General features: G+C 65.4%; 18 protein-coding genes. 15 read left to right on the top strand and 3 right to left on the bottom strand.

From position 1 onward, the window contains the following. Positions 1–19 precede the first annotated feature (19 nt). Genes IEW81_RS08960 through IEW81_RS09015 form a run of 12 tightly spaced genes read left to right on the top strand, consistent with a single transcriptional unit; the run spans position 20 to position 13,496 of the window. Positions 20–1,084, top strand: a complete 1,065-nt coding sequence (locus tag IEW81_RS08960; RefSeq protein WP_097059577.1) for a Gfo/Idh/MocA family protein — start codon at positions 20–22, stop codon at positions 1,082–1,084. Next, a complete protein-coding gene (locus IEW81_RS08965) occupies positions 1,081–2,076 on the top strand; it encodes an NAD-dependent epimerase/dehydratase family protein (RefSeq protein ID WP_097059578.1) in 996 nt (331 codons plus the stop codon). The genes IEW81_RS08960 and IEW81_RS08965 overlap by 4 nt, the downstream gene beginning before the upstream one ends. Further along, positions 2,073–3,230 carry a DegT/DnrJ/EryC1/StrS family aminotransferase gene (locus IEW81_RS08970; RefSeq protein ID WP_179691749.1) on the top strand — a complete coding sequence of 386 codons (1,158 nt, stop codon included), beginning with the start codon at positions 2,073–2,075 and terminating at the stop codon, positions 3,228–3,230. Before IEW81_RS08965 ends, IEW81_RS08970 begins: the two co-directional genes overlap by 4 nt. Then, the gene (locus IEW81_RS08975; RefSeq protein ID WP_097059579.1) at positions 3,227–3,865 is read left to right on the top strand and encodes an acetyltransferase; all 639 of its coding nucleotides are present in this window, start codon (positions 3,227–3,229) and stop codon (positions 3,863–3,865) included. Before IEW81_RS08970 ends, IEW81_RS08975 begins: the two co-directional genes overlap by 4 nt. Then, complete coding sequence (locus IEW81_RS08980; protein ID WP_097059580.1) at positions 3,862–4,977, top strand: DegT/DnrJ/EryC1/StrS family aminotransferase; 1,116 nt, start codon at positions 3,862–3,864, stop codon at positions 4,975–4,977. Before IEW81_RS08975 ends, IEW81_RS08980 begins: the two co-directional genes overlap by 4 nt. Positions 4,978–4,992: 15 nt before the next feature. After that, entirely contained in the window at positions 4,993–6,072 is a 1,080-nt protein-coding gene (locus IEW81_RS08985) for a glycosyltransferase family 2 protein (RefSeq protein WP_097059581.1), read from the top strand. Further along, positions 6,069–7,496, top strand: coding sequence for a glycosyltransferase (locus IEW81_RS08990; protein WP_097059582.1), 1,428 nt, complete (start codon positions 6,069–6,071; stop codon positions 7,494–7,496). The genes IEW81_RS08985 and IEW81_RS08990 overlap by 4 nt, the downstream gene beginning before the upstream one ends. Next, the gene (locus IEW81_RS08995) at positions 7,493–9,097 is read left to right on the top strand and encodes a lipopolysaccharide biosynthesis protein (RefSeq protein WP_097059583.1); all 1,605 of its coding nucleotides are present in this window, start codon (positions 7,493–7,495) and stop codon (positions 9,095–9,097) included. The genes IEW81_RS08990 and IEW81_RS08995 overlap by 4 nt, the downstream gene beginning before the upstream one ends. Further along, a complete protein-coding gene (locus IEW81_RS09000; protein ID WP_097059584.1) occupies positions 9,084–10,418 on the top strand; it encodes a glycosyltransferase family 4 protein in 1,335 nt (444 codons plus the stop codon). Before IEW81_RS08995 ends, IEW81_RS09000 begins: the two co-directional genes overlap by 14 nt. Beyond that, the gene (locus IEW81_RS09005; RefSeq protein WP_229671321.1) at positions 10,415–11,998 is read left to right on the top strand and encodes an acyl-CoA ligase (AMP-forming), exosortase A system-associated; all 1,584 of its coding nucleotides are present in this window, start codon (positions 10,415–10,417) and stop codon (positions 11,996–11,998) included. Before IEW81_RS09000 ends, IEW81_RS09005 begins: the two co-directional genes overlap by 4 nt. Beyond that, positions 11,995–13,221 (top strand): pyridoxal-dependent decarboxylase, exosortase A system-associated, encoded by a 1,227-nt coding sequence (locus tag IEW81_RS09010; RefSeq protein ID WP_097059585.1) that lies wholly within the window; start codon positions 11,995–11,997, stop codon positions 13,219–13,221. Before IEW81_RS09005 ends, IEW81_RS09010 begins: the two co-directional genes overlap by 4 nt. 17 nt (positions 13,222–13,238) lie before the next feature. After that, the gene (locus IEW81_RS09015) at positions 13,239–13,496 is read left to right on the top strand and encodes an acyl carrier protein (protein ID WP_097059586.1); all 258 of its coding nucleotides are present in this window, start codon (positions 13,239–13,241) and stop codon (positions 13,494–13,496) included. Between the two features lie 16 nt (positions 13,497–13,512). Here the strand turns inward: IEW81_RS09015 and IEW81_RS09020 are convergent, their stop codons facing one another. Beyond that, positions 13,513–14,373 (bottom strand): hypothetical protein, encoded by an 861-nt coding sequence (locus IEW81_RS09020; protein ID WP_179691750.1) that lies wholly within the window; start codon positions 14,371–14,373, stop codon positions 13,513–13,515. Between the two features lie 50 nt (positions 14,374–14,423). Between IEW81_RS09020 and IEW81_RS09025 the strand changes: the two genes are divergently transcribed. Then, the gene (locus IEW81_RS09025) at positions 14,424–15,290 is read left to right on the top strand and encodes a glycosyltransferase family 2 protein (RefSeq protein WP_097059587.1); all 867 of its coding nucleotides are present in this window, start codon (positions 14,424–14,426) and stop codon (positions 15,288–15,290) included. Beyond that, positions 15,287–15,940, top strand: coding sequence for a polysaccharide deacetylase family protein (locus IEW81_RS09030; RefSeq protein WP_097059588.1), 654 nt, complete (start codon positions 15,287–15,289; stop codon positions 15,938–15,940). The genes IEW81_RS09025 and IEW81_RS09030 overlap by 4 nt, the downstream gene beginning before the upstream one ends. On the opposite strand, the gene IEW81_RS09035 is transcribed toward IEW81_RS09030, so the two are convergent. Both IEW81_RS09035 and IEW81_RS09040 read right to left on the bottom strand, forming a co-directional pair. Then, positions 15,909–17,282: a glycosyltransferase family 4 protein gene (locus IEW81_RS09035; RefSeq protein WP_143544608.1), complete on the bottom strand. Its 1,374-nt coding sequence runs from the start codon at positions 17,280–17,282 to the stop codon at positions 15,909–15,911. The genes IEW81_RS09030 and IEW81_RS09035 overlap by 32 nt on opposite strands. A 31-nt stretch (positions 17,283–17,313) precedes the next feature. Continuing rightward, the gene (locus IEW81_RS09040) at positions 17,314–18,498 is read right to left on the bottom strand and encodes a glycosyltransferase (protein ID WP_097059590.1); all 1,185 of its coding nucleotides are present in this window, start codon (positions 18,496–18,498) and stop codon (positions 17,314–17,316) included. Between the two features lie 241 nt (positions 18,499–18,739). Here IEW81_RS09040 and IEW81_RS09045 point away from each other — a divergent pair, with 241 nt between their 5' ends. Further along, on the top strand, positions 18,740–20,224 hold the full coding sequence (locus tag IEW81_RS09045; protein ID WP_097059591.1) for a DUF4082 domain-containing protein: 1,485 nt from the start codon (positions 18,740–18,742) through the stop codon (positions 20,222–20,224). The last annotated feature ends 66 nt before the right edge of the window (positions 20,225–20,290 follow it).

Raw genomic sequence — 20,290 nt, forward strand, 5'->3', positions numbered from 1 at the left:
GAACAGATTGGGGAAGCAGATGAACCGTCCGCTGCGTGTGGCCGTGATCGGGGCCGGATATTGGGGTCCCAACCTCGCGAGAAACTTCCGCGCGAGCACCGATTGGGAGCTCGCGGCGATCTGCGACCTCGATCGCGGGCGCGCCGAGAAGCTGGCTGACTCTCTCGGCGGCATCCCGGTTGTGACCGACCTCGACCAGCTGCTCGCCGATCCTGAACTCGACGCCGTCGCCGTTGCCACCCCCGCACGCACCCATCACTCCGTGGTCATCAGCGCGCTGCATGCCGGTAAGCATGTCGTCGTCGAAAAGCCGTTGGCCGACAGTCGCGAGCATGCACTCGAAATGGTGCGCGAGGCAGATGAACGCGGTCTGATCCTGATGGCGGACCATACCTACTGCTACACCCCGGCTGTGATGAAGATCAGGGAACTGATCGAGGATGGCGCGCTCGGCGACATACTGTTCATCGATTCCGTGCGCATCAACCTCGGGCTCATCCAGCCCGATGTCGACGTCTTTTGGGACCTTGCCCCGCACGATCTCTCGATCATGGATTTCATCCTGCCGGGCGGCCTGAACGCGACCACGGCGGCGGCGCAGGGTGCCGACCCGCTCGGAGCCGGAAAGTCCTGCGTTGGCTATCTCAGCCTCCCGCTTGAGGGCGGCGCGATCGCGCACGTGCACGTCAACTGGCTCAGCCCGACCAAGATCCGCCAGATGGTTGTCGGCGGCACCAAGCGCACGCTGGTGTGGGACGACCTCAATCCGCAGCAGCGCCTTAGCGTGTACGACAGGGGGGTCGATCTCACCCAGGTCTCGACGACGGCAGCCGACCGCGCGGCCGCCACCGTGTCATACCGGTTGGGCGATACCTGGTCGCCGGCGCTGCCCGAACGCGAGGCGCTCTCTGCGATGGCGACGGAATTCGCTGACAGCATCCGCCTTGCGAGAGCGCCGCGCACCGACGGTCATGCGGCACTTCGCGTGCTCTCCGTGCTCGAAGCCGCCACTCGGAGTCTTGCCCTGTCGGGCGCCCCCAGCCCTATCGAATTCATCCCCATTCCCATGGAGCTCGCATCATGACCACCATCATGGGTTCGTCAGTTTTTGTCACCGGCGGCGCAGGCACGATCGGATCACACATCGTCGACCAGCTGCTCGACGCGGGTGCGGCCCACATCGACGTGCTCGATAACCTCGTGCGCGGCCGCCGCGCCAACCTCGAGGAGGCGCTCGCCAGTGGCAGGGTGATGCTGCACGACGGCGACATCCGCGACAGGGACCTCGTTCGCGACCTCACGGCCGGTAAGGACCTCGTGTTCCACGAGGCGGCCATCCGCATCACGCAATGCGCCGAAGACCCACGCCTCGCCCTCGAGGTCCTTGTGGATGGCACTTTCAATGTTGTGGAGGCGGCGTCGGAGCTCGGCGTCGGAAAGCTGGTCTCCGCGTCCAGTGCCTCGGTATACGGGCTGGCCGAAGAGTTCCCCACGACCGAGCGCCATCATCACCATAACAACGACACCTTCTACGGCGCGGCCAAGTCTTTCAACGAGGGCATGATCCGCAGCTTCCGCGCCATGAGCGGACTCGATTTCGTCATCCTGCGCTACTTCAACGTCTACGGCCCGCGCATGGACGTGCACGGCCTCTACACCGAGGTGCTGGTGCGCTGGATGGAGCGCATCGCCGACGGAAAGCCTCCGTTGATTTTCGGGGATGGCCAGCAGACTATGGACTTCGTCGTCACCCAGGACATCGCCCGCGCCAATATCCTCGCCGCCCAGAGCGATGTAGTCGACGGCGTGTACAACGTGGCGAGCGGCCAGGAGACAAGCCTGCTTGAGCTCGCGCAGGCGCTGCTGCGAGCGATGGACTCAGAGCTCAGCGTCGAGCACGGTCCCGAACGCGCGGTCAACGGCGTGACACGTCGGCTCGCAGACACGATGGCGGCCCACGTCGATCTCGGCTTCACCGCCAGGATCTCGCTGGAAGACGGCCTCCGCTCGCTCGTCGAATGGTGGAGCCCACTGCGCGACGAAATCTCGGCCGGAAAGTCGGAGGCCGTCGCATGAGCCGGGTCAATGTCATGAAGCCGTGGCTCGGCACCGAAGAGGCGGAGGCCGTGGCCGAGGTCATCGCTTCCGGCTGGGTAGCGCAGGGCCCGAGGGTAGCGGCGTTCGAGGCTGCCTTCGCGGAGACTATGCGGGCGGAGTACGCGGTTGCGACATCCAACTGCACGACAGCCCTTCATCTTGCGTTGGTGGTCGGTGGTGTCAGTCAAGGGGACGACGTGGTCGTCCCCTCGTTCTCGTTCATCGCCACAGCCAACGCCCCCACGTATGTCGGCGCACGGCCGGTATTCGCAGATGTCGATCGGCTCACCGGCAACGTCACAGCCGACAGTGTGGTCGCTGCACTCACCGACAGAACGCGCGCCGTAATCGTGGTCGACCAGGGCGGGATGCCCGTGGACCTGGACGCGATCCGTGCGGTCACCGAACCCCGTGGCATCCTGCTCATCGAGGATGCCGCGTGCGGAGCGGGTTCCACCTACAAGGGCCGGCCGGTCGGAACGGGCGCCGACATCGCGACCTGGTCGTTTCACCCGCGCAAGTTACTCACCACGGGGGAGGGTGGCATGCTCACGACCTCGAACGGTGAGTGGGCGGGGCGCGCGCGCCGGCTGCGCGAGCACGCGATGAGTGTCTCGGCCGCCGATCGTGCCGCAAGCGTCATCGCGCCGCCCGAGGAATACGGCGAGGTCGGATTCAACTATCGGATGACCGACCTCCAGGCCGCCGTCGGGATCGTGCAGCTCGGCCGGCTGCCTGCGATCGTTGCCAGGCGCCGGGAGATCGCGGCGGAATACCGGGCACGCATCGCCGGGATTCCGGGACTGAGGCTCGTCGCTGATCCCGAGTTCGGCACCTCCAACTTCCAGTCGCTGTGGGTTGAGGTCGACCAGAGCTTTCCTCTGACCCGGGAGCAATTGATCGAAGCGCTCGCCGTGGCCGACGTTTCGGCCAGACGCGGCATCATGGCGGCACACCGCCAGCCCGCCTACGCGCACCGGGACACCGGATCCGTGCCGCTGCCGATCACCGAGCACTTGAGCGACAACACGCTCATCCTCCCGGTGTTTCACCAGCTGACCGACGCTGAACTGCGGCAGGTCGTCGACGTGCTGTCCGGCGCGGCGACGGGCTCGGCCGGGGTGGCGGCATGAACCGACCGCTGCTGCTCATTGCCGCGAGTGGTCTCGCGCGTGAGGTACTGCCAGTGCTGCACGAGTCCGGCCGGGCCGTGCTCGGATTCCTCGACGACCGGCACGGCGAGTTACCGCGAACGATCGGCGGTGCACCAGTGCTCGGAAGTCTCGACAGCATCCGGCTCTATCCGGATGCCGATGTGCTCGTCTGCATCGGTTCCGGAACCGGTCGCGAGCGGGTCGTCGCGATGCTCAGCGGGCTCGGCGTCGACGCCACGAGGTACGCAACGATCGTCGATCCGTCGGTGCGAAACGTCGGCGCGAGTCCGGTCGGGGTAGGGTCCATCCTGCTCCCTGGCGTCGTCATCACCGCGGATGCCGTCATCGGTGCGCATGTTGTCGCGATGCCGCACGTGACCATCACCCACGACTGCCTCGTCGACGATTTCGTCACCCTCGCTGCCGGTGTCGTGCTCGGCGGGGGCGTACACATCGGGCGCGGCGCCTACCTGGGGATGAACGCCTCGGTTCGCCAGGGTGTCTCGATCGGCCCGGGAGCCACGATCGGCATGGGTGCCGTCGTGCTCACCGACATCCACGATTCGGGCATCTGGGCGGGCGTCCCGGCCCGGCCGTTGGGGGTGACGGCATGACCGTGCCATTCCTCGACCTGGCCGCGCAGAGCGCAGAGATCGCCGAGGAGGTACTGCCCGCCTGGCAGCGACTGTTCGATTCCGCTGGATTCATCGGGGGCAGCGAGATTGACGCTTTCGAGCGCGAGTATGCGGACTACCTCGGTGTCGGCCACGTGATCGGCGTCTCCAACGGGACGGATGCCCTCGAGCTCGCCTGTCGTGCGGTCGGTGTCGGCCCCGGTGACGAGGTCATCATGCCGGCCAACACCTTTATAGCCACCGCGGAGGCCGTCTCGCGCATCGGCGCCATACCTGTCTTCGTGGATGTCGACGACGAGCACCTGCTCATCGACCCCGATGCCGTCGAGGCCGCTGTCACGAGCCGCACACGGGTCATCCTGCCGGTGCACCTGTTCGGCCAGACTGCTCCAGTCGAGCGTGTCCTGCCGATCGCTCACAGGCACGGAATCGCCGTCGTCGAGGATGCCGCACAGTCGCAGGGCGCGTCGTCGGCGGCCGGGCGGGCGGGTGCCATGGCGCATATCTCCGCCACGAGCTTCTACCCGGGCAAGAACCTGGGAGCCGCGGGAGACGCTGGAGCCGTGATGACCGATGATGCGGACGCCGCTGCGCTGGTTCGCAAGCTCGCCGCTCACGGCAGTTCTACGAAGTATGTACATGAACACATCGGTATGAACGCGAGGATGGATGCGATCCAGGCGCCGGTGCTGCGCGCGAAACTGCGCAGGCTCGACGGCTGGAACGCCGCGCGTCGCGAGGCAGCGGACCGCTACTCCACCCTGCTTGCCGACCTCGACAATGTGCGTACGCCGACGGTGCGTCCCGGCAACATCGATGCCTGGCACCTGTACGTGGTGCGCCTGCCTGACCGTGAGCGGGTCATGGCGGAACTCACCGCGGCGGGCATCGGCGTCGGCATCCACTATCCGACGCCTGTACATCTGACCGAAGCATATTCCGGGCTCGGATACCAGCGCGGCCAGTTCCCGGTAGCCGAGGCGGCGGCCGACGCGATCCTGTCGCTGCCGATGCACCCGCACCTGAACGCTGGGCAGCAGGAGCGGGTCGTCTCTGCGCTGCGCGCCGCGGTGAACCCGTTCAGGGCATGACCGAGCGCTGACGACATGCAAATCCTCAAACCTGGTGCGCTCGACACCCGTCCCCTCGTGACGGTGGTGATCCCGTGCTACAACTACGGGCATTTCCTGCCTGCTGCCGTCGCATCCGCACTAGACCAGGACGGTGTGGATGTCGAGGTGATCATCGTCGACGATGCATCGCCGGATGGTAGCGCCGAAGTTGCTCGCGGGCTAACCGATCGCGATCCGCGAGTGCGCCTCATAGCGCATTCGACCAATAAACGGCACATCCTGACCTACAACGACGGTCTCGCCGAGGCGGCCGGCGACTACGTCGTGCTTCTCTCCGCTGACGACCTGCTCGCGCAGAATTCCATCACGCGGGCGGTCGCTCTGATGGAGCGTCATCCCGAGGTCGGACTCGTCTACGGGCGCGTCATCGTGTTCGACGAGATCGTGCCGGGACTTGCGGCTTCTGACGAGACATCCTGGGTGCTTTGGGATGGCCGGGACTGGGCCAGCCGTCTATTCGAATACGGCGTTAATGTCATCAAGTCGCCGGAGGCCATCGTGCGTGGCAGCGTGCTGCGGGAGGTCGGGTTGTACGATCCCCAGCACCCGCACGCGGGAGATCTCCAGATGTGGCTCCGCGTCGCGGCAGTCTCAGACGTTGGCTATCTCGCGGGCTCCGTGCAGGCGTTCTATCGGCAGCACGACCAGAACATGCACAGCTCTGTTTTCGCCACCGATCAGGCTCAAGGCATGATGACTGACCTGCAACATAGATTCGACGCCTTCACCACCGCGGCCATGTCGTTCCAGAATGCCGAGCAACTTGTCGTGACCATCCGGCGGGTCGAGGCGATCGAAGCCATGGATCTCGCATCGCGCGCCTACGTCTGGGGCTTGACCGAGTCGTGGCCCGTGGCTGCGCTGCTCGATTTTGCGCGCCGCTGCGATCCTGCGATCGACGACACCGTCGGAGGGCGCGCCTTCCGTCGCAGGCTGCGGCTCGGTGTGCGGCTGTCGCACCGAAACCCTCTCTTCGTCGCGCGCGAGAAGATGCTCGGCATCCGGAGCGCCGCCTCACAGCGGCGCACCCTCAAGGTCGGGTTGCCGGGATGATGCGGCGAGAGGTTTCGCGCTGGGCTCGACTGGGCGCACGCCTGCAGATGCTGGTGTTCCAAGCCGTGACAGTCGTGGTCGACGCGGGCTCTCCGGCGGTGCGATTCGGGATCGGACACGCGGTGCGGCGGCGGCTACTGGAGCGTCAACTGGTCACGTTCACCGCCGCTCCGGACCCCGATTCCGCAGCATCCGTCCCGCGGCCGCGGCAGAAGCGTCACACCACGCGACCGCTTGTCGCCCTTGTTACTCGAACTCTGGGCACCGGGGGTGTCGAGGCCATCGTCGCGACTCTCGCCCAGGGGCTGCCCGGGCACGGGCTCGATTGCGTGGTGCTGTGTGAGCGGGGCGGGCCGACGGCTGATGTGCTGCGAGACCGCGGCGTCATCGTCGTCGAAGCACGTGATCTGGGGTCGGCGAACTCTGCCCTCGCGGAGATGGGGCACATCATGGTCGCCCAATTGCACAACGCACCGGATCACCTCATTGCCGCCTGCATGGAGCGCCGCATCCCGATCGTCCCAGTCATTCACACAACCGACATCAATCTCACCGCCGCCGACTGGGAGGGGCAGGGTGACCTGTTTGATCGATCTGCGTCCGTCATCGCGGTCAGCGAAACGGTCAGAGCGTTCTCTGAGCACTGCCTTTCGCGTCGTCCGCAGCGGGCGGTGACGGTTGTGCCCAACGGCGTCGCTGTCGGGGCTACCCGCAATGCAGAAGCCGCCCGCGCGCACCTGGGCGATGCGCTTGGCACCGAGATCGGCGAGACGACGGTCATTGCCTGTCTTGCCCGCTACGACATCCAAAAAAACATCCCGGGACTAGTTGGCGCGTTTCTCGACATGGCGGCTGCGGGGCATGATGCGCTGCTGGTCGTCGCCGGTCCGGTCGAAGACTGGCTCGAATACGCGCACGCCGATGCGATCCGCCGGGCGCACCCACTTTCCGGTCGCGTGCATCTGCTCGGGTCGAGCTCTTCCCCACACATCCTCGATGCGGCGGACGCATTCGTGCTGGATTCCTTTTTCGAGGGATGGCCCGTCGCGGCATCCGAGGCGGCGATGGCCGGGTTGCCGCTCGTCCTCTCCGATGTCGGTGGAGCGTTGGAGCTTGTGGGTGACAGGGGCGATCGAGGCCTGATGTGCCGAAACCCTGCGGCGGATCCGGCCGCGACCACCCTCGCTCAGATCCGGGCAGCCCGACGGCGGGCTGTGCAGTCGAACCGTATCGAACTCGCGACTGCCCTCGGGGTCATCTGCCAGAACATCTCAGTGTGGCGGGCCCGTCGCGAGCAACTCGCAGCCGATGCCTCGGTCTGGCTGGGAGCAGACACCATGGTCGCCCGTCACGCGAGCCTCCTGCAGGGTGTTGGAGCTGCAGCAACACAATCCCTCCGGACCCCCCGGGGGACCCACCGATGAACGGTCGGCGCGGGGACGCTGATCTCGAGCGATCCGCGGAGAACGAGTGGGCACCACCCAGCGCTATCCCGAGTGCAACGCCCGGATCGACGGACGCGGTGGAAGAGGCGGCTGTCGGGCGGCAGGCGGCCTCCGGCGTGCTGTGGCTCACAGCGCAGAAGTGGACGATACGCCTTCTCGGCTTCGTGACCATTGCTGTGCTTACCCGACTGTTGAGCCCAGAAGATTTCGGCACGGTTGCTGCGGCATCCACGATTCTGCCGTTCTTCTACCTTCTGGCCGATCTGGGGTTCGCCGCATACATCGTGCAGGCAGCGAAAGTTAACCAGCGGATGCTCAGCACGGCTTTCTGGTTCTCGGTGAGTGCTGGCGCGGTGCTGTGCGCCGTGCTGTTCGTCATCGCGCCGCTGATGGGAGCCCTGTTCGGAGATCCCGGAGTCGTACCAGTGCTGCAGGCCCTGTCGTTCTGGGTGATCCTCACCGCGTTCGGTTCCGTCCCCATGGCTATGCTCCGGCGCAGCATGCGTTTCGCCGTGCTCGCGGGGCAGGGCGCGATCGCTGCGGTCATCGCCCAGGTGGTCGCGATGGTGATGGCGTTCAGCGGCATGGGGGTGTGGGCCCTCGTCGGGCAGAGCCTCGTGGCGCCGACGATCACGACGATCCTGGCCTGGATCAGCACACGCTGGCATCCCAACCTCATGTTCTCGCGGCGCGAGTTCGCGACCCTAACCCGCTTCGGTGGGCAGGTTCTCGGAGTCGAGTTCGTTGCGATGGTGAGGGCCTCCGGTGAGGCCGCGGTCATCTCGTCGACGCTCGGGCTCGCGGCCCTCGGTTACATGAACATCGCGCAACGCCTCGTGCAGGTCGTCCAGGACCTCACGGGGGGCGCGATTGTGCCGGTGACGACTGTCGCGTTCGCTCGAATCCGGGAGAACCAGGATCGCCTGCTCAGCGCTTACCTGCGTGCCCTGCGCATGTCGTATGCCGCGCTGTCTCTTCCCCTCACGATCGTCGCGGTGGCCGCACCGATGATCGTCCCGATTCTGTTCGGTGCGGCTTGGGAAACGAGTTACCCGGTCGCTCAGATCCTGGCCATGGCGGGTGCTCTCACCGTTGGCGCGTGGCTCGACCATGGCTTGTTCTATGGTGTGGGGAAGCCGGGAAAGTGGTTCGTGTACGCCCTCGTCATCGATGGAATCACGTTCGGTATGACCGCGATACTCGTGCACAGTGGACTGATCGCCGTGGCCTGGGGGTTCCTCGGAGTGTGTGTGGTCGCCACGATCAGCCGATGGTTCCTCGTCGCGCGGATCCTGTCGGCGCCTGTTCGTCGGATTGTCGGTCCTTTCCTGTTCATGATCACCGCGGTCGTGACCTCCGGTGCTGCTGGATGGGGGGTCATGCTGATCACCACCAGCCTGCCCGACGTGGTATCGATCGTGCTGGTCGGAGCGGCCGTGACCCTGGTCCACGTGACGGTGACCAGGATGCTCGCGCCACAGGTGATCTCAGAGGGGCTCATATTTATCGCTCGCTCCCGGTGGGGGCGACGCATCCCGATCCTTCGAAACAGACGGGTCACCAGTGATGCGACGAGCTGACATCACACCTCACGTGCTCATCATCGTGCAGAACCTCCCGGTGCCCCTGGATCGGCGGGTGTGGTTGGAGTGCCAGGCGCTCATCGCGCGTGGGTATACCGTGAGCGTGATCTGTCCCAAGGGTCCAGGGGATCCCGCGCGCCAGCGCATTGATGGCGTCGACATCTACAAGTACATGCCGGCTCCGGAAGCGCGGGGGCTGCGTGGATACGTCTGGGAATTCGCGTACAGCTGGGTGTGCACGGCATGGCTCTCGCTGGCGGTATGGCGTCGCCAACCGTTCGAGGTCATCCAGGCGTGCAACCCGCCGGACACGTTCTGGCTCCTGGCGCTCATCTGGCGCAGTCGTGGAGTCCGGTTCATTTTTGACCATCACGACCTCAACCCCGAGCTGTTCCTCTCCCGGTTCGGCGCGCCGAAGAGCATCGGGCAGAGGCTCCAGTACGCGGGGCTGAAGTGGCTGGAGCGGCGATCCTTCCGCACCGCGGACCGCATCACGTCGACGAACGAGTCGTACAAGGCGATCGCCATCCGTCGGGGCGGGCGCCGTCCGGACCATGTGACCGTCGTTCGCAGCGGGCCGGACACGAAGCAGATGCGCCCGATCTATCCGGCGAACCCTCGCCCCGTGGACGGGATCAACCTCGCGTACCTCGGCATCATGGGGCCGCAGGACGGCGTCGATCAGGTCCTCCTGGTCATGGATGAGCTCGTGCACCATCGCGGCCTCACGCAGGTGAGCGCGACCCTGCTTGGATTCGGCGACTGCCTCGAGGATCTCAAGCGGCAGTCGACGGCGTTGGGGCTCGACGATCACGTCACCTTCACCGGGCGGGTCGATCGGGTCGCGATAGCCGAGCATCTCAGCCGCACCGACATCGGCCTCTGCCCTGACCTCAAGACACCACTCAACGACCTGTCCACCATGAACAAGACGATGGAGTACATGGCGTACGGCTTGCCCGCCGTCTCGTTCGACCTGGTGGAGACGCGGGTGTCCGGCGCGGACACGCTGCTCTATGTGCCGAGCGGCGACATCGGCGCCTTCGCCGACGCCGTCGAGAAGCTGATCGCCGATCCGGTGCTGCGCGTTCAATTGGGAGAGAAGGCGCGCGAGCGGGTGTCGTCGCAGCTCGACTGGCGTCCGCAGGCGGAGGCCTACGTCGGGGTCTTCGACCTCGTCTCCGGATTCAGCCAGCCGGGGCCGGCCGTTCCGGACGACGGGACGAAGCCGCAATCCGACGCGCAGGGACGACGGTACGTCGACCTCGACGATCCCGCCGAGTTCGCTCGCTTCCTTCGCGAGCGGAGGGCACAGTGAGCCGGATCCGAACGAACCTCCACCATCTGCTGGCGCAGGCGGCCGAACAGGCGCCGGGCTCGGCGGCGCTCACGTACAAGAAAAACACCTTCACCTACGGTGACCTCTGGGACACGGTGCGCGCCGCCGCCGGACAGTTGCAAGAGCTCGGGCTCCAGCCGGGCGACCGCGTGGCGATCTACCTCGAGAAGCGCCTCGAGCTGGTTGTTGCGATGTTCGCGACATCGGTGGCAGGCGGCGTATTCGTCCCGATCAATCACGTCCTCAAGCCCGCGCAGGTCGGGCACATCGTCGCGGACAGCGGCGCGCGATTCCTGGTGACCTCGGCCGATCGGCTCGCCCAACTGTCCGCCGTGCTCGAGGACGGCTCGGTGGAGCACGTCGTGGTGGTCGGCCCTGCGGCGGAGGCGGCTTCCTCGCACTATCGCGTCTCGCTGCTGCGCGACCGCATCGACCGCGGGAGCGTCGACGGCGAGGCCGAGCCGCGCGAGTCTGCGGCAATCGACCTCGACCCGGCAGCGATCCTCTACACCTCGGGAAGCACGGGCAAGCCCAAGGGGGTCGTGCTCAGCCACCGCAACCTCGTCGTCGGGGCGGAGAGCGTGAGCACGTATCTCCGCAACACCGCTGACGACGTGATTCTGAGCATCCTGCCGCTGAGTTTTGACGCGGGGCTCAGCCAGGTGACGACCGCATTCTCGGTCGGTGCGCATTGCATCCTCATGAACTACCTGCTGCCGCGGGACGTGCCCAGGCTGTGCGCGCAGCACGGCGTGACCGGCATCACCGGGGTGCCTCCGCTCTGGCTGCAGATCGCCGACGCGGCGTGGCCCGAGGAGGTCGCCCTGCGCGTGCGCTACTGGGCCAACACGGGTGGTCGGATGCCGCGCGCCGTCCTCGATCGGCTCCGCGGCATCTTCACGAATGCCGACCCGTACCTGATGTACGGGCTGACCGAGGCCTTCCGCTCGACGTATCTCGACCCGAGGGAGGTCGACCGCCGTCCGGACTCGATCGGGAAAGCGATCCCCAACGCGGAGATCCTCGTGTTGCGACCCGACGGCACGCGGTGCGAACCCGGCGAAGAGGGCGAACTGGTGCACCGTGGAGCACTCGTCGCGCTGGGGTACTGGAACGATCCCGAACGGACGGCCGAGCGGTACCGTCCTGTGCACCACACCGGTCAGCCGTGGCGCGCGCCGGAGCTGGCCGTCTGGTCGGGCGACACCGTGGTTGCCGATGACGAGGGATTCCTGTACTTCGTCGGCCGGACCGACGACATGATCAAGACCTCGGGGTACCGAGTGAGCCCCAGCGAGATCGAGGAGGCGGCGTATGCGACCGGTGTGGTGCGGGATGCCGTCGCACTCGGAATCGAAGAGGTCGGGATCGGACATCGGATCGTCCTCATCGCGACGGCCGTGGACGGGGTCCTGGACACGACAGCCCTGCTCACCGCGCTCCGGCAGGCGTTGCCGCTGTACATGGTGCCGTCGCTGATCGATGTCCGCGACGAGCTGCCGCGCTCACCGAACGGTAAGTTCGACCGCAATCTCTTGAAAGCACAGGTGTCCGCATGAAGCCCCACGAGCACATGGCCACGTTCGGCACCCTGGACGGCGAGCTTCGCGTGGGTGGGATGCCGCTGTCGCGACTGGCGGCGCGCGTCGGGTCGACCCCCTTCTTCGCCTACGATCGCGACATCCTGGATGACCGTGTCGCGAGACTCCGTGGGGCGTTGCCGCCCCGCGTCGAGCTCAGCTATGCGATGAAGGCCAACCCGATGCCAGCGGTGGTGCAGCACCTCGCCACCCGGGTCGACCGCATCGACGTGGCATCCGCGGGGGAGATGCAGGTAGCGCTCGACTCGACGATCCACGCCGACCGGGTCAGCTTCGCGGGGCCGGGGAAGTCGCCAGCGGAGATTCGTCAGGCCGTCGCGGCGGGGATCATCGTCGAAGTGGAATCCACCACCGAGATCGAGCGGGTGATCAAGGCTGCTGAGGAGCTCGGACTGACACCCAGGATCGCCATCAGGGTCAATCCGGACTTCGCGGTGAAAGGGTCGGGCATGCGCATGGGCGGTGGCCCGCAGCAGTTCGGCATCGATGCTGAGCTCGTGCCGGCTGTTCTGCGTAGGTACTCCACGGCAGGGCTCGACATCATCGGGTTCCACATTTTCGCCGGATCGCAGAATCTCAACGCTGCCATCATCGCCGAGGCGCAACGCAGTACGGTCGACCTCGTGAGCCAGCTCGCCGAGCACCTCGCCGCACCGGTGCGGTACCTGAACCTGGGAGGCGGTTTCGGCATCCCCTACACAGCGAAGGATCAGCCCCTTGATCTCGATGCGGTAGCTGCCGGCCTCCACGCTCTGGTCGACGGGCCGATCACCGAGCGGATGCCCGAGGCGACGCCGGTCATCGAGCTCGGCCGCTACCTCGTCGGCGAGTGCGGGGTGTACGTCACCCGCGTGCTCGATCGCAAGGTCTCTCGCGGCAAGACCTACCTCGTCGTCGACGGGGGCATGCACCACCAGCTGGCGACGACCGGCAACTTCGGGCAGGCGATTCGGCGCAACTATCCTGTGATCGTGGGAAACCGTACAGACACTCCCGCCGACGAGAATGCCACTGTCGTGGGCTGTCTCTGCACTCCCCTCGACCTGCTCGCAGACGATATCGAGCTGCCGCTCGCGGGGATCGACGACCTCATCGTCATCTTCCAACAGGGCGCCTACGGCCTGACCGCCAGCCCGACCGCATTCCTGGGGCACCCTGCACCTGCAGAAGTGCTTGTCTGACATTGAACGGAGCAGCCATGACCGATACTCTCGACGCCGTACGAAGCGTGCTGATCGACACGCTCGAGCTTGCGCATCAGCCGTCCGACCTTCAGCGCGATACCGTGCTCTTCGGTGCACTCCCCGAACTCGATTCCTTCGGTGTCGTGCAGCTGGTCGCCGAGCTCGAGCAGCGCTTCGATATCACGATCGACGATGACGAGTTCGGTGCCGATCTGTTCGAAACGGTAGGAAGCCTTACCGACTTCGTCGATGGCAAGCGCGCGAGGGGATAACGGCCTCGTGCTGCTCTCACCACGCGACGAGTGTGAGTTCGCTATACAGGTAATCGATGTCCCGGGCGTCGATGCCATCCCCGCGGAACATTTTGGGTCGCGGGTTGCGCAGCGCGGTGCCTGGACCGCGAGAGAAGCCGAGCACCCGATGTTCGGCGAGGGTGAAGAGCAGCCCCTTTCCCAGCAGGTGAGACCGGATAGCCCCCCACGCGCCCTCGATGTACTCCGTGCTGCCGCCCGCGTACAACGGTGTGGCGAACAGCCGAAGCCCTTTGCGGCGATCGCGACGGAACATCAGGTATCCGTACTCACCGTCACCCTCGACGAGCAGATGTTCCACGGCCGCAGCATGGAGATGGTCTCGGTAGACGAGCGAATCCCGTCCGACGAGAACGCGTTCGAGAGTCGCCGGATCGCTTGTCAGTTGACGATGACGAGGTGGCAGGTGCGGGAGGTTCACCACGAGTCGTGTCGAGGTGTCGAGGCGCTTAAAGCCGAGTCGCTCGTTCATGGCGACGACATTCCCGCTGGGGGAGAGGTCGACGAAGACGAACCCGGGTTGTTTGAGAATTGCCCGGATGAGCTTGAGACTGTGCGCCCGGAAGCCCTCGAGCACACAGAATGCCGCCAGGTTGCAGACGTCGATCGTGGTCCCGTCCACCTCCCGTTGCGAGTAGACCGCAACATAGGCGCCGACGACAGCGCCGTCATCACTGGTGAGCTGGAATCCGCGATTGGGGCCGGTGTCTTCCCACGGCGGCATCAGGAGTTTCTGCCACGCCTCGGACGACACCCTGCTGTTGAGGTTCTGGTGCAGGAATGCGCTCACGCGGCCGGCATCCGCCGAGGTTATCGGATGCACGCCGGGGTTCGCCATGCCGCCAGCCTAGGGGGAGCACGGGTCGGCGCCGAGGAGGGTGGCGCCGGATGACGAGCGTCATCATCGCGGCCCATAATGAGGAAGCCGTGATCGGAGCGTGTCTCGATGCGCTGCTTCACCAGACTGCCTCCGATCAGCTGCACATCGTCGTCAGCGCCAACGCCTGTTCGGATGCCACGGTCGACATCGCTCGGGCTCGAAAGGTGACGGTCGTAGACCGGCCGGAGCCCGGGAAAGCCGCAGCCCTCAATGCCGGCGAGCTCGTCACCTCCGGATTTCCCCGCATCTATCTCGACGCCGATATCGTCGTCCCGCCGAACGCAGTGACGGACTTCGCGGCGGTTCTGGCCGAAACGCCCGGCATCCTCGCGGCCGTGCCGCGCCGACGGCTGAATATGGCCGGGCGACCCTGGCTCGTGCGCGCCTACTTCTCTATCAACGGGTGTCTTCCGGCTTTCACCGAAGGGCTCTTCGGCCGGGGGATGATCGCTTTGTCTGCCGAGGGGCGAGCCAGATTCGCCGCGTTTCCTGAGATGGTTGCCGACGATCTCTTTCTGGACTCACTGTTCCTGGCAGACGAGAAAGTAATCGTCACCGCGGTGGAGGTCGTCGTCGAAGCGCCGTTCACCCTCCGCGACCTGATGAATCGGCTCGTCCGGGTTCGCCGCGGCAATCGCCAGTTGCGCGACGCGGCACGAACAGGCCAGGTTGGCCTTCCGGTGCGGCAATCTGACAAGCGTGCCTGGCTGCAGGTCGTTGCCCGCGAGCCGCACCTGGTTCTCGCGATCATCCCCTACGTGGCGATCACGCTCGTCGCAGCGCGACGCGCCCGCAGAACGATGTCGAGTTCAGACTGGGGTCGGGATGAAAGCACGCGGGTGGGCCCAGTAATTCGGGAAGGTGACAATCGATGATCACCAATCTCTGCTTCCACGGGGTGGGCGTGTGCGCACAGGAACGTGAGCCGGGGGAGGCCAGGTACTGGGTTTCCGAGCCGGCGTTCCTGCGCATTCTCGATCTCGTGCTCGATCGGCCGGATGTCTCGATCAGTTTCGACGACGGCAATCGTTCCGATCTGGACATCGCCTATCCTGCGCTCAAGGAACGAAACCTGCCGGCCACCTTCTTTGCGCTGGCAGGGCGACTGGAGGATTCCGCGAGCCTCAACCCCGTCGACCTCCGGGAGCTTCGAGCCCAGGGAATGGATGTCGGCACGCACGGCTGGTCGCACATTCCGTGGACGAGGCTCTCGCCAGCCGATGTGGTCCGGGAGTTTAGCGACGCTCGTGAGTTGCTGGCCGAAGCGAGCGGAGGAGAGATCCTCGATGCCGCACTGCCGCTCGGCCGGTACGACCGACGAGCTCTCTCGCAATTGCGTGATGCGCGCTATCGCACGGTGTTCACGAGCGATCGTTTCCGGGCTAACGCCGGATCCTGGCTGCAGGCTCGCTACAGCGTCACTGCCACGGACACCGTTGACTCGATGCGAACACTGCTCAGTCGCCGGGCGACGCTGTTGGAGGCACGAAACGTCACGGCAAGCCTGGTGAAGAGGATTCGTTAGCTCGCGCCTCGATGGCCCCCCGCAGGACCTGCGCGTGCAAGCGCAGCATGTCGGCTGCTCCCGCGGCTGAGCGCGGCACTGGCGGCCCGGTCGCCCTTCGTGACTGCTCAGCGACAGCGAGCACCGCGGCCTCGAGGGCGTGCGTTCCCGGCTGATTGCGGGTTCGCCTGCGCGCCTTCCTGACGAGCGCATCACTGATTCCGGCGGCATCACCGGCGGGGTTCGGGACCATGACCGAGAACGCAGAATCGCGGGATTGGAGCTCCATCGCTCCGCCCGTTTCGCTCAGGATGAGGGGAAGTCCCGCCGCCGATGCTTCGGTCGCAGCAACCGGCCAGCCCTCGAAGAACGAATTCAGCAAGAACGCATCACCCGCAGTGAGCAGTGTCACGGCATCTGAGTTGCCGAGGAAGTGGATGCGGCGGGGCTCACCGGTCACATCGCGCAGCGACTGGGCGCGACGCAGTTCCGCCCAGTCGGACGGATCGCCCGCGAAGACGAGGTGGATGTCATCGGCCTGCCGAGCCGCGCGAGCGAACGCCACGGCGGTGCCAGCGATGTTTTTCTGCGAGTCGTATCGCGCAAGGCAGACGAACAGCACCTCGTGGTCGATATTCACACCGATGACCTGGGATACCGCAGCTCTCGCCCTGTGCCGGTCGTCGGCCGATGCAACGGGGAGCGTCAGGGCCCCATTGGCAACGACGGTGATCCGTTTCCCGAGTTCGGGCGACAGGCGGCGAACGTGGTATTCGCGAACGGTATCGCTGACTGCGACACCGGCCGCTGAGCGTTCCATGAGTGCTGAAAACGACGACCACCTGGCCGCGGTGTAATGGATCTCCGTGTTATGCATGACCGTGATCACCGGCAGGCTGGTCGCCATTCCGGCGTGCTCGAGATAATCCGGTGCACTGTGAAGCTGGAGGACGTCAGCGCCGGAACTGGCCAGCGCCTCGAGCGCGGACGTGCTGTCAGTGACACTGCGCACGTCGATGCCGAGTCGTCGAAGCCTCCGCGCGCGATCGCCGTCGCCGTGGCAGACGATGACAACTCGCACACGCTCGCTCGCGAAGCCGGTGGCCAGCATCTCGACCACGGCACCGATTCCGCCGACATCGAGGTGGTCGGCGAGGATCGCGCAGGTGAGATTCGGGGTTCGGGCGACGCGGGCGTCACCCGAGGCGGCACTCCGCGAGATGGCATTGTTGACGACCGGGAGCGCAGCGGAGAACATCATCCTGGTCAGCCGATGCGCGTATCCGTATCGCAGCCGTGGTGGCAGGAGGTCGGTCAGCGTAACAACGGTGCCGAAGAACAATGCTCGGAGTCGAGGCGTCACGAGTGCGCACCTCCCATCACTCTGCGACCGCTCATGGCCTGCGCTCGGGCACGATGCCGGCGAATGGTCGATTCCGAGCTGTCGACCACAGCGGTGCCAGCGTGGCGGAATCGATTCCCACGAGCATCCACAGTCCGGTGGCGCGCCAGAACCCGATGATGTGCGTCCGTTCGCCGGGCAGGTGCAGGCTCGAGAGATCGGCGCGTTGCATACCCGTCAGGAGGATCGCCTGGTCGACGGGATGATCGTTGACGATCTTCTGCGCATTGGTGAGCGATACGGCACTCACGTCGTAGTCCCGGTCGAATCGAGCGAGTCGATCCACCGACGTTCCAGGCGTGGACGCGAGGTCAAGCACCCGAAGGCCGCTCATTTCGCCACGACGCAGGGCCTCGTCGATGATGAGCCGGATGTCGGCCAGCACGACCGGGGCGTGCGACTCACGCGTGATTGCCCGCGCCTCCCATGACTCCCCCCACCAAATAGCAGCACCTCGCACGCGCCGCAGTGTGTGGACGAGCTGACCGAGCCTGCTCCGTTTGTGCACGGTGCCGCATGTGGTGTGGATCGGAAGCAGTTCGGGATAGTCGACGCCGACTTTGCGGTGGGCGAGATCCAGCCGGTCGAGATTGGTGGTGAGGCTGTTGTGCGTGATCGCAAGATCCATCGCTGTCGCTCTCATGCCCGCTCGGCGGACGCGCGCCGAATACTCGACCCCGTAGGCATGCCAGGCCAGCAGGGGATCTTCGCTCAGAGGACTTGCCAGCACGAGCTCGCGACGCACCATGAAAAGCACCTCATCCAGGCTGTCGACATCGCGGGGAACCGGGGTGGACTCACCGATCTGCACCACGCGGTCACGCATACGTCCGACGATGCGACGGCGACCATCGATTCCGACGGCGCCAATGACGCCGATAGTGGTCTCGCTCATGAGGATGTGGGCAGCGCGCTCTAGTTCGGCCAACGAATGCAGCACCACGTCCTGGTGCACGAAGACGACGACGTCGTTGCGCGCGGTGCGCGCAGCATGGTTCAGCGCAGCTCCCGCACTGGGGTAATCGCCTTCGCGATTGTCCACCGGTAGGAATTCGGTATCCGGGGCATCGCTCAGCCCCGCGGCCACGGAGCGCGAAAGGCATTGCTCGAACACGACAGAGTCGTTGTAGACACACACGATCGAGACCGGAGTTCGCAACCTGACTGGTGCGCTCATTGCCCCACACTCCCGTGCGACGATCCGGATTTCGCGGGCGGATGAACCGCCATTCGAGACCACGAAAAGCGCACTGCGGTGCAGCCCGCCGAGCCGAGTCTACCGAGGCGAGTCCGCTGGGCAGTAGCGGGCCGGCCGAGGCGGATTTTCCGACGCTCGGAAGATGAAAGATTGTGTAGTACGCGCGCAGGTGCGGCGATGGCCTTGAATTCCCCTATATTATGTGCCACCATCGCTTCACATGACCTTCTCTCGGCCACGTTCCATAGTCGCGCTTATCGTTGCGCTGTCAGTCTTCTCTACCGGAGCAGTCGCATCCGCCGCCATCGCGGCCCCCTCCGGGCCTGAGCTTCGGCCCGCCGCGTCCGCCGCGACCATCTGGGGAAACTCGAAGCCGACCGGTGTCTCCCTGGATAAAGATACGAGCGCTGCTGAGCTCGGTACCAGGTTCACTCCCAGCGTCAGTGGCCAGGTGACATCGATCCGCTTCTTCAAGCCAGCCGGTGCAACCGGGGTGCACACAGGCTCGATCTGGGCGCCAGACGGTACCCGGATGGCGAACGTGACCTTCAGAAACGAAACCGCATCGGGATGGCAAACTGCGGCGCTGGCGAAGCCTGTGGCGCTCAAGTCCGGAACACCGTATGTCGTCTCGTACCGGGTTCCCGCCGGGGGCTATTACGCCTCGACGGAGAACTTCACGGGAGGATCCGCTTCGTCGCTGGTTTCGGTCTCACAGCGAAACTCGGGCGTCTACACCTACTCCGCGCCGGGAACTCAGCCCCGCTCACAGTGGCGCTCGAGCCAGTACTGGGCTGACGTCGTGTTCAGTGCGGAGGGAACGCGGAGCTTCAGCGGCCCCCTGAAGCCCATGCCGCTGCCGGTGCCCACCGTGACGCCCACACCGCCATCCGCCCCGGCCCCCACAAAGGGGTTCCCGACTCGGGACAGCGCAGGGTTGCCCAATGGTTGGCAACCGACCCAACAGGTCAGCGGCAACTACTATGTGCGCCAGGCTGGCGCAGTCGTACAGGATCTCCGCATCACCGACGGCACGATCATCATCGAGGCAGCGAATGTGACGCTGCGTCGCATCGACTACGTAGGCTCCACCGTGATCAATGGGATGGGGTCGACGTGTTACCCAAATCTTCTCATCGAAGACTCGGACTTCACCGCCAACGGCAGGACGAGTGACACCGACAACCCCGTCATCCAGTTCGGAGGCTACACGGCGCGCAACATCGTCGTCGATGGGGTTCCCGAAGGGCTTCGAGTCGGTGGATCTGACATCAATTGCGGGCCAGTGTCGGTCATCGACTCCTTCATCCGGGTGAAGTCCCCTGACGCGTGCACAGATTGGCACGGAGACGGCATCCAGGGGTACGGCGGAAGCAAAGTCACTGTACGCAACACCACCCTAATCATGCAGGTCGTCAACGAGTGCTATGGCACATCGCCGTTCTTCTACCCCAAGAACCAGGGCAACACCGAGGTGGATATTGACGGTTTGCTCGTGGGCGGGTCGAGTGGATATCCATTCCGAAGTGGCATGCCGGGACCGGTCAAGAATCTGAACGTCATCGACGGTAGTTGGGTCTACGGGCCGGTTGACGTGAACTGTTCTGTGGTTACCGCATTCCAGGCCCAGGTCGTCAAGCTGGATGCCGCAGGGCAGCCTGTCAGCACCGGCAAAGCAATCGATTGCACGGGGCAGGGAAACTAAACAGTTCGACGTCCATCTCAGGAGGGTGCCTACCTAGCCCGTACCGCCTCCGGCTCGCTATTCTTG

The sequence above is a fragment of the Salinibacterium xinjiangense genome, from assembly GCF_014645015.1.
GTDB lineage: Bacteria > Actinomycetota > Actinomycetes > Actinomycetales > Microbacteriaceae > Rhodoglobus > Rhodoglobus xinjiangensis.

Bases quoted from the DNA above. Each gene is read 5' to 3' on its own strand.
- IEW81_RS08960 (WP_097059577.1), top strand. From the start codon at position 20: ATGAACCGTCCGCTGCGTGTGGCCGTGATCGGGGCCGGATATTGGGGT.
- IEW81_RS08965 (WP_097059578.1), top strand. From the start codon at position 1,081: ATGACCACCATCATGGGTTCGTCAGTTTTTGTCACCGGCGGCGCAGGC.
- IEW81_RS08970 (WP_179691749.1), top strand. From the start codon at position 2,073: ATGAGCCGGGTCAATGTCATGAAGCCGTGGCTCGGCACCGAAGAGGCG.
- IEW81_RS08975 (WP_097059579.1), top strand. From the start codon at position 3,227: ATGAACCGACCGCTGCTGCTCATTGCCGCGAGTGGTCTCGCGCGTGAG.
- IEW81_RS08980 (WP_097059580.1), top strand. From the start codon at position 3,862: ATGACCGTGCCATTCCTCGACCTGGCCGCGCAGAGCGCAGAGATCGCC.
- IEW81_RS08985 (WP_097059581.1), top strand. From the start codon at position 4,993: ATGCAAATCCTCAAACCTGGTGCGCTCGACACCCGTCCCCTCGTGACG.
- IEW81_RS08990 (WP_097059582.1), top strand. From the start codon at position 6,069: ATGATGCGGCGAGAGGTTTCGCGCTGGGCTCGACTGGGCGCACGCCTG.
- IEW81_RS08995 (WP_097059583.1), top strand. From the start codon at position 7,493: ATGAACGGTCGGCGCGGGGACGCTGATCTCGAGCGATCCGCGGAGAAC.
- IEW81_RS09000 (WP_097059584.1), top strand. From the start codon at position 9,084: ATGCGACGAGCTGACATCACACCTCACGTGCTCATCATCGTGCAGAAC.
- IEW81_RS09010 (WP_097059585.1), top strand. From the start codon at position 11,995: ATGAAGCCCCACGAGCACATGGCCACGTTCGGCACCCTGGACGGCGAG.
- IEW81_RS09015 (WP_097059586.1), top strand. From the start codon at position 13,239: ATGACCGATACTCTCGACGCCGTACGAAGCGTGCTGATCGACACGCTC.
- IEW81_RS09020 (WP_179691750.1), bottom strand. From the start codon at position 14,373: ATGGCGAACCCCGGCGTGCATCCGATAACCTCGGCGGATGCCGGCCGC.
- IEW81_RS09025 (WP_097059587.1), top strand. From the start codon at position 14,424: ATGACGAGCGTCATCATCGCGGCCCATAATGAGGAAGCCGTGATCGGA.
- IEW81_RS09030 (WP_097059588.1), top strand. From the start codon at position 15,287: ATGATCACCAATCTCTGCTTCCACGGGGTGGGCGTGTGCGCACAGGAA.
- IEW81_RS09040 (WP_097059590.1), bottom strand. From the start codon at position 18,498: ATGAGCGCACCAGTCAGGTTGCGAACTCCGGTCTCGATCGTGTGTGTC.
- IEW81_RS09045 (WP_097059591.1), top strand. From the start codon at position 18,740: ATGACCTTCTCTCGGCCACGTTCCATAGTCGCGCTTATCGTTGCGCTG.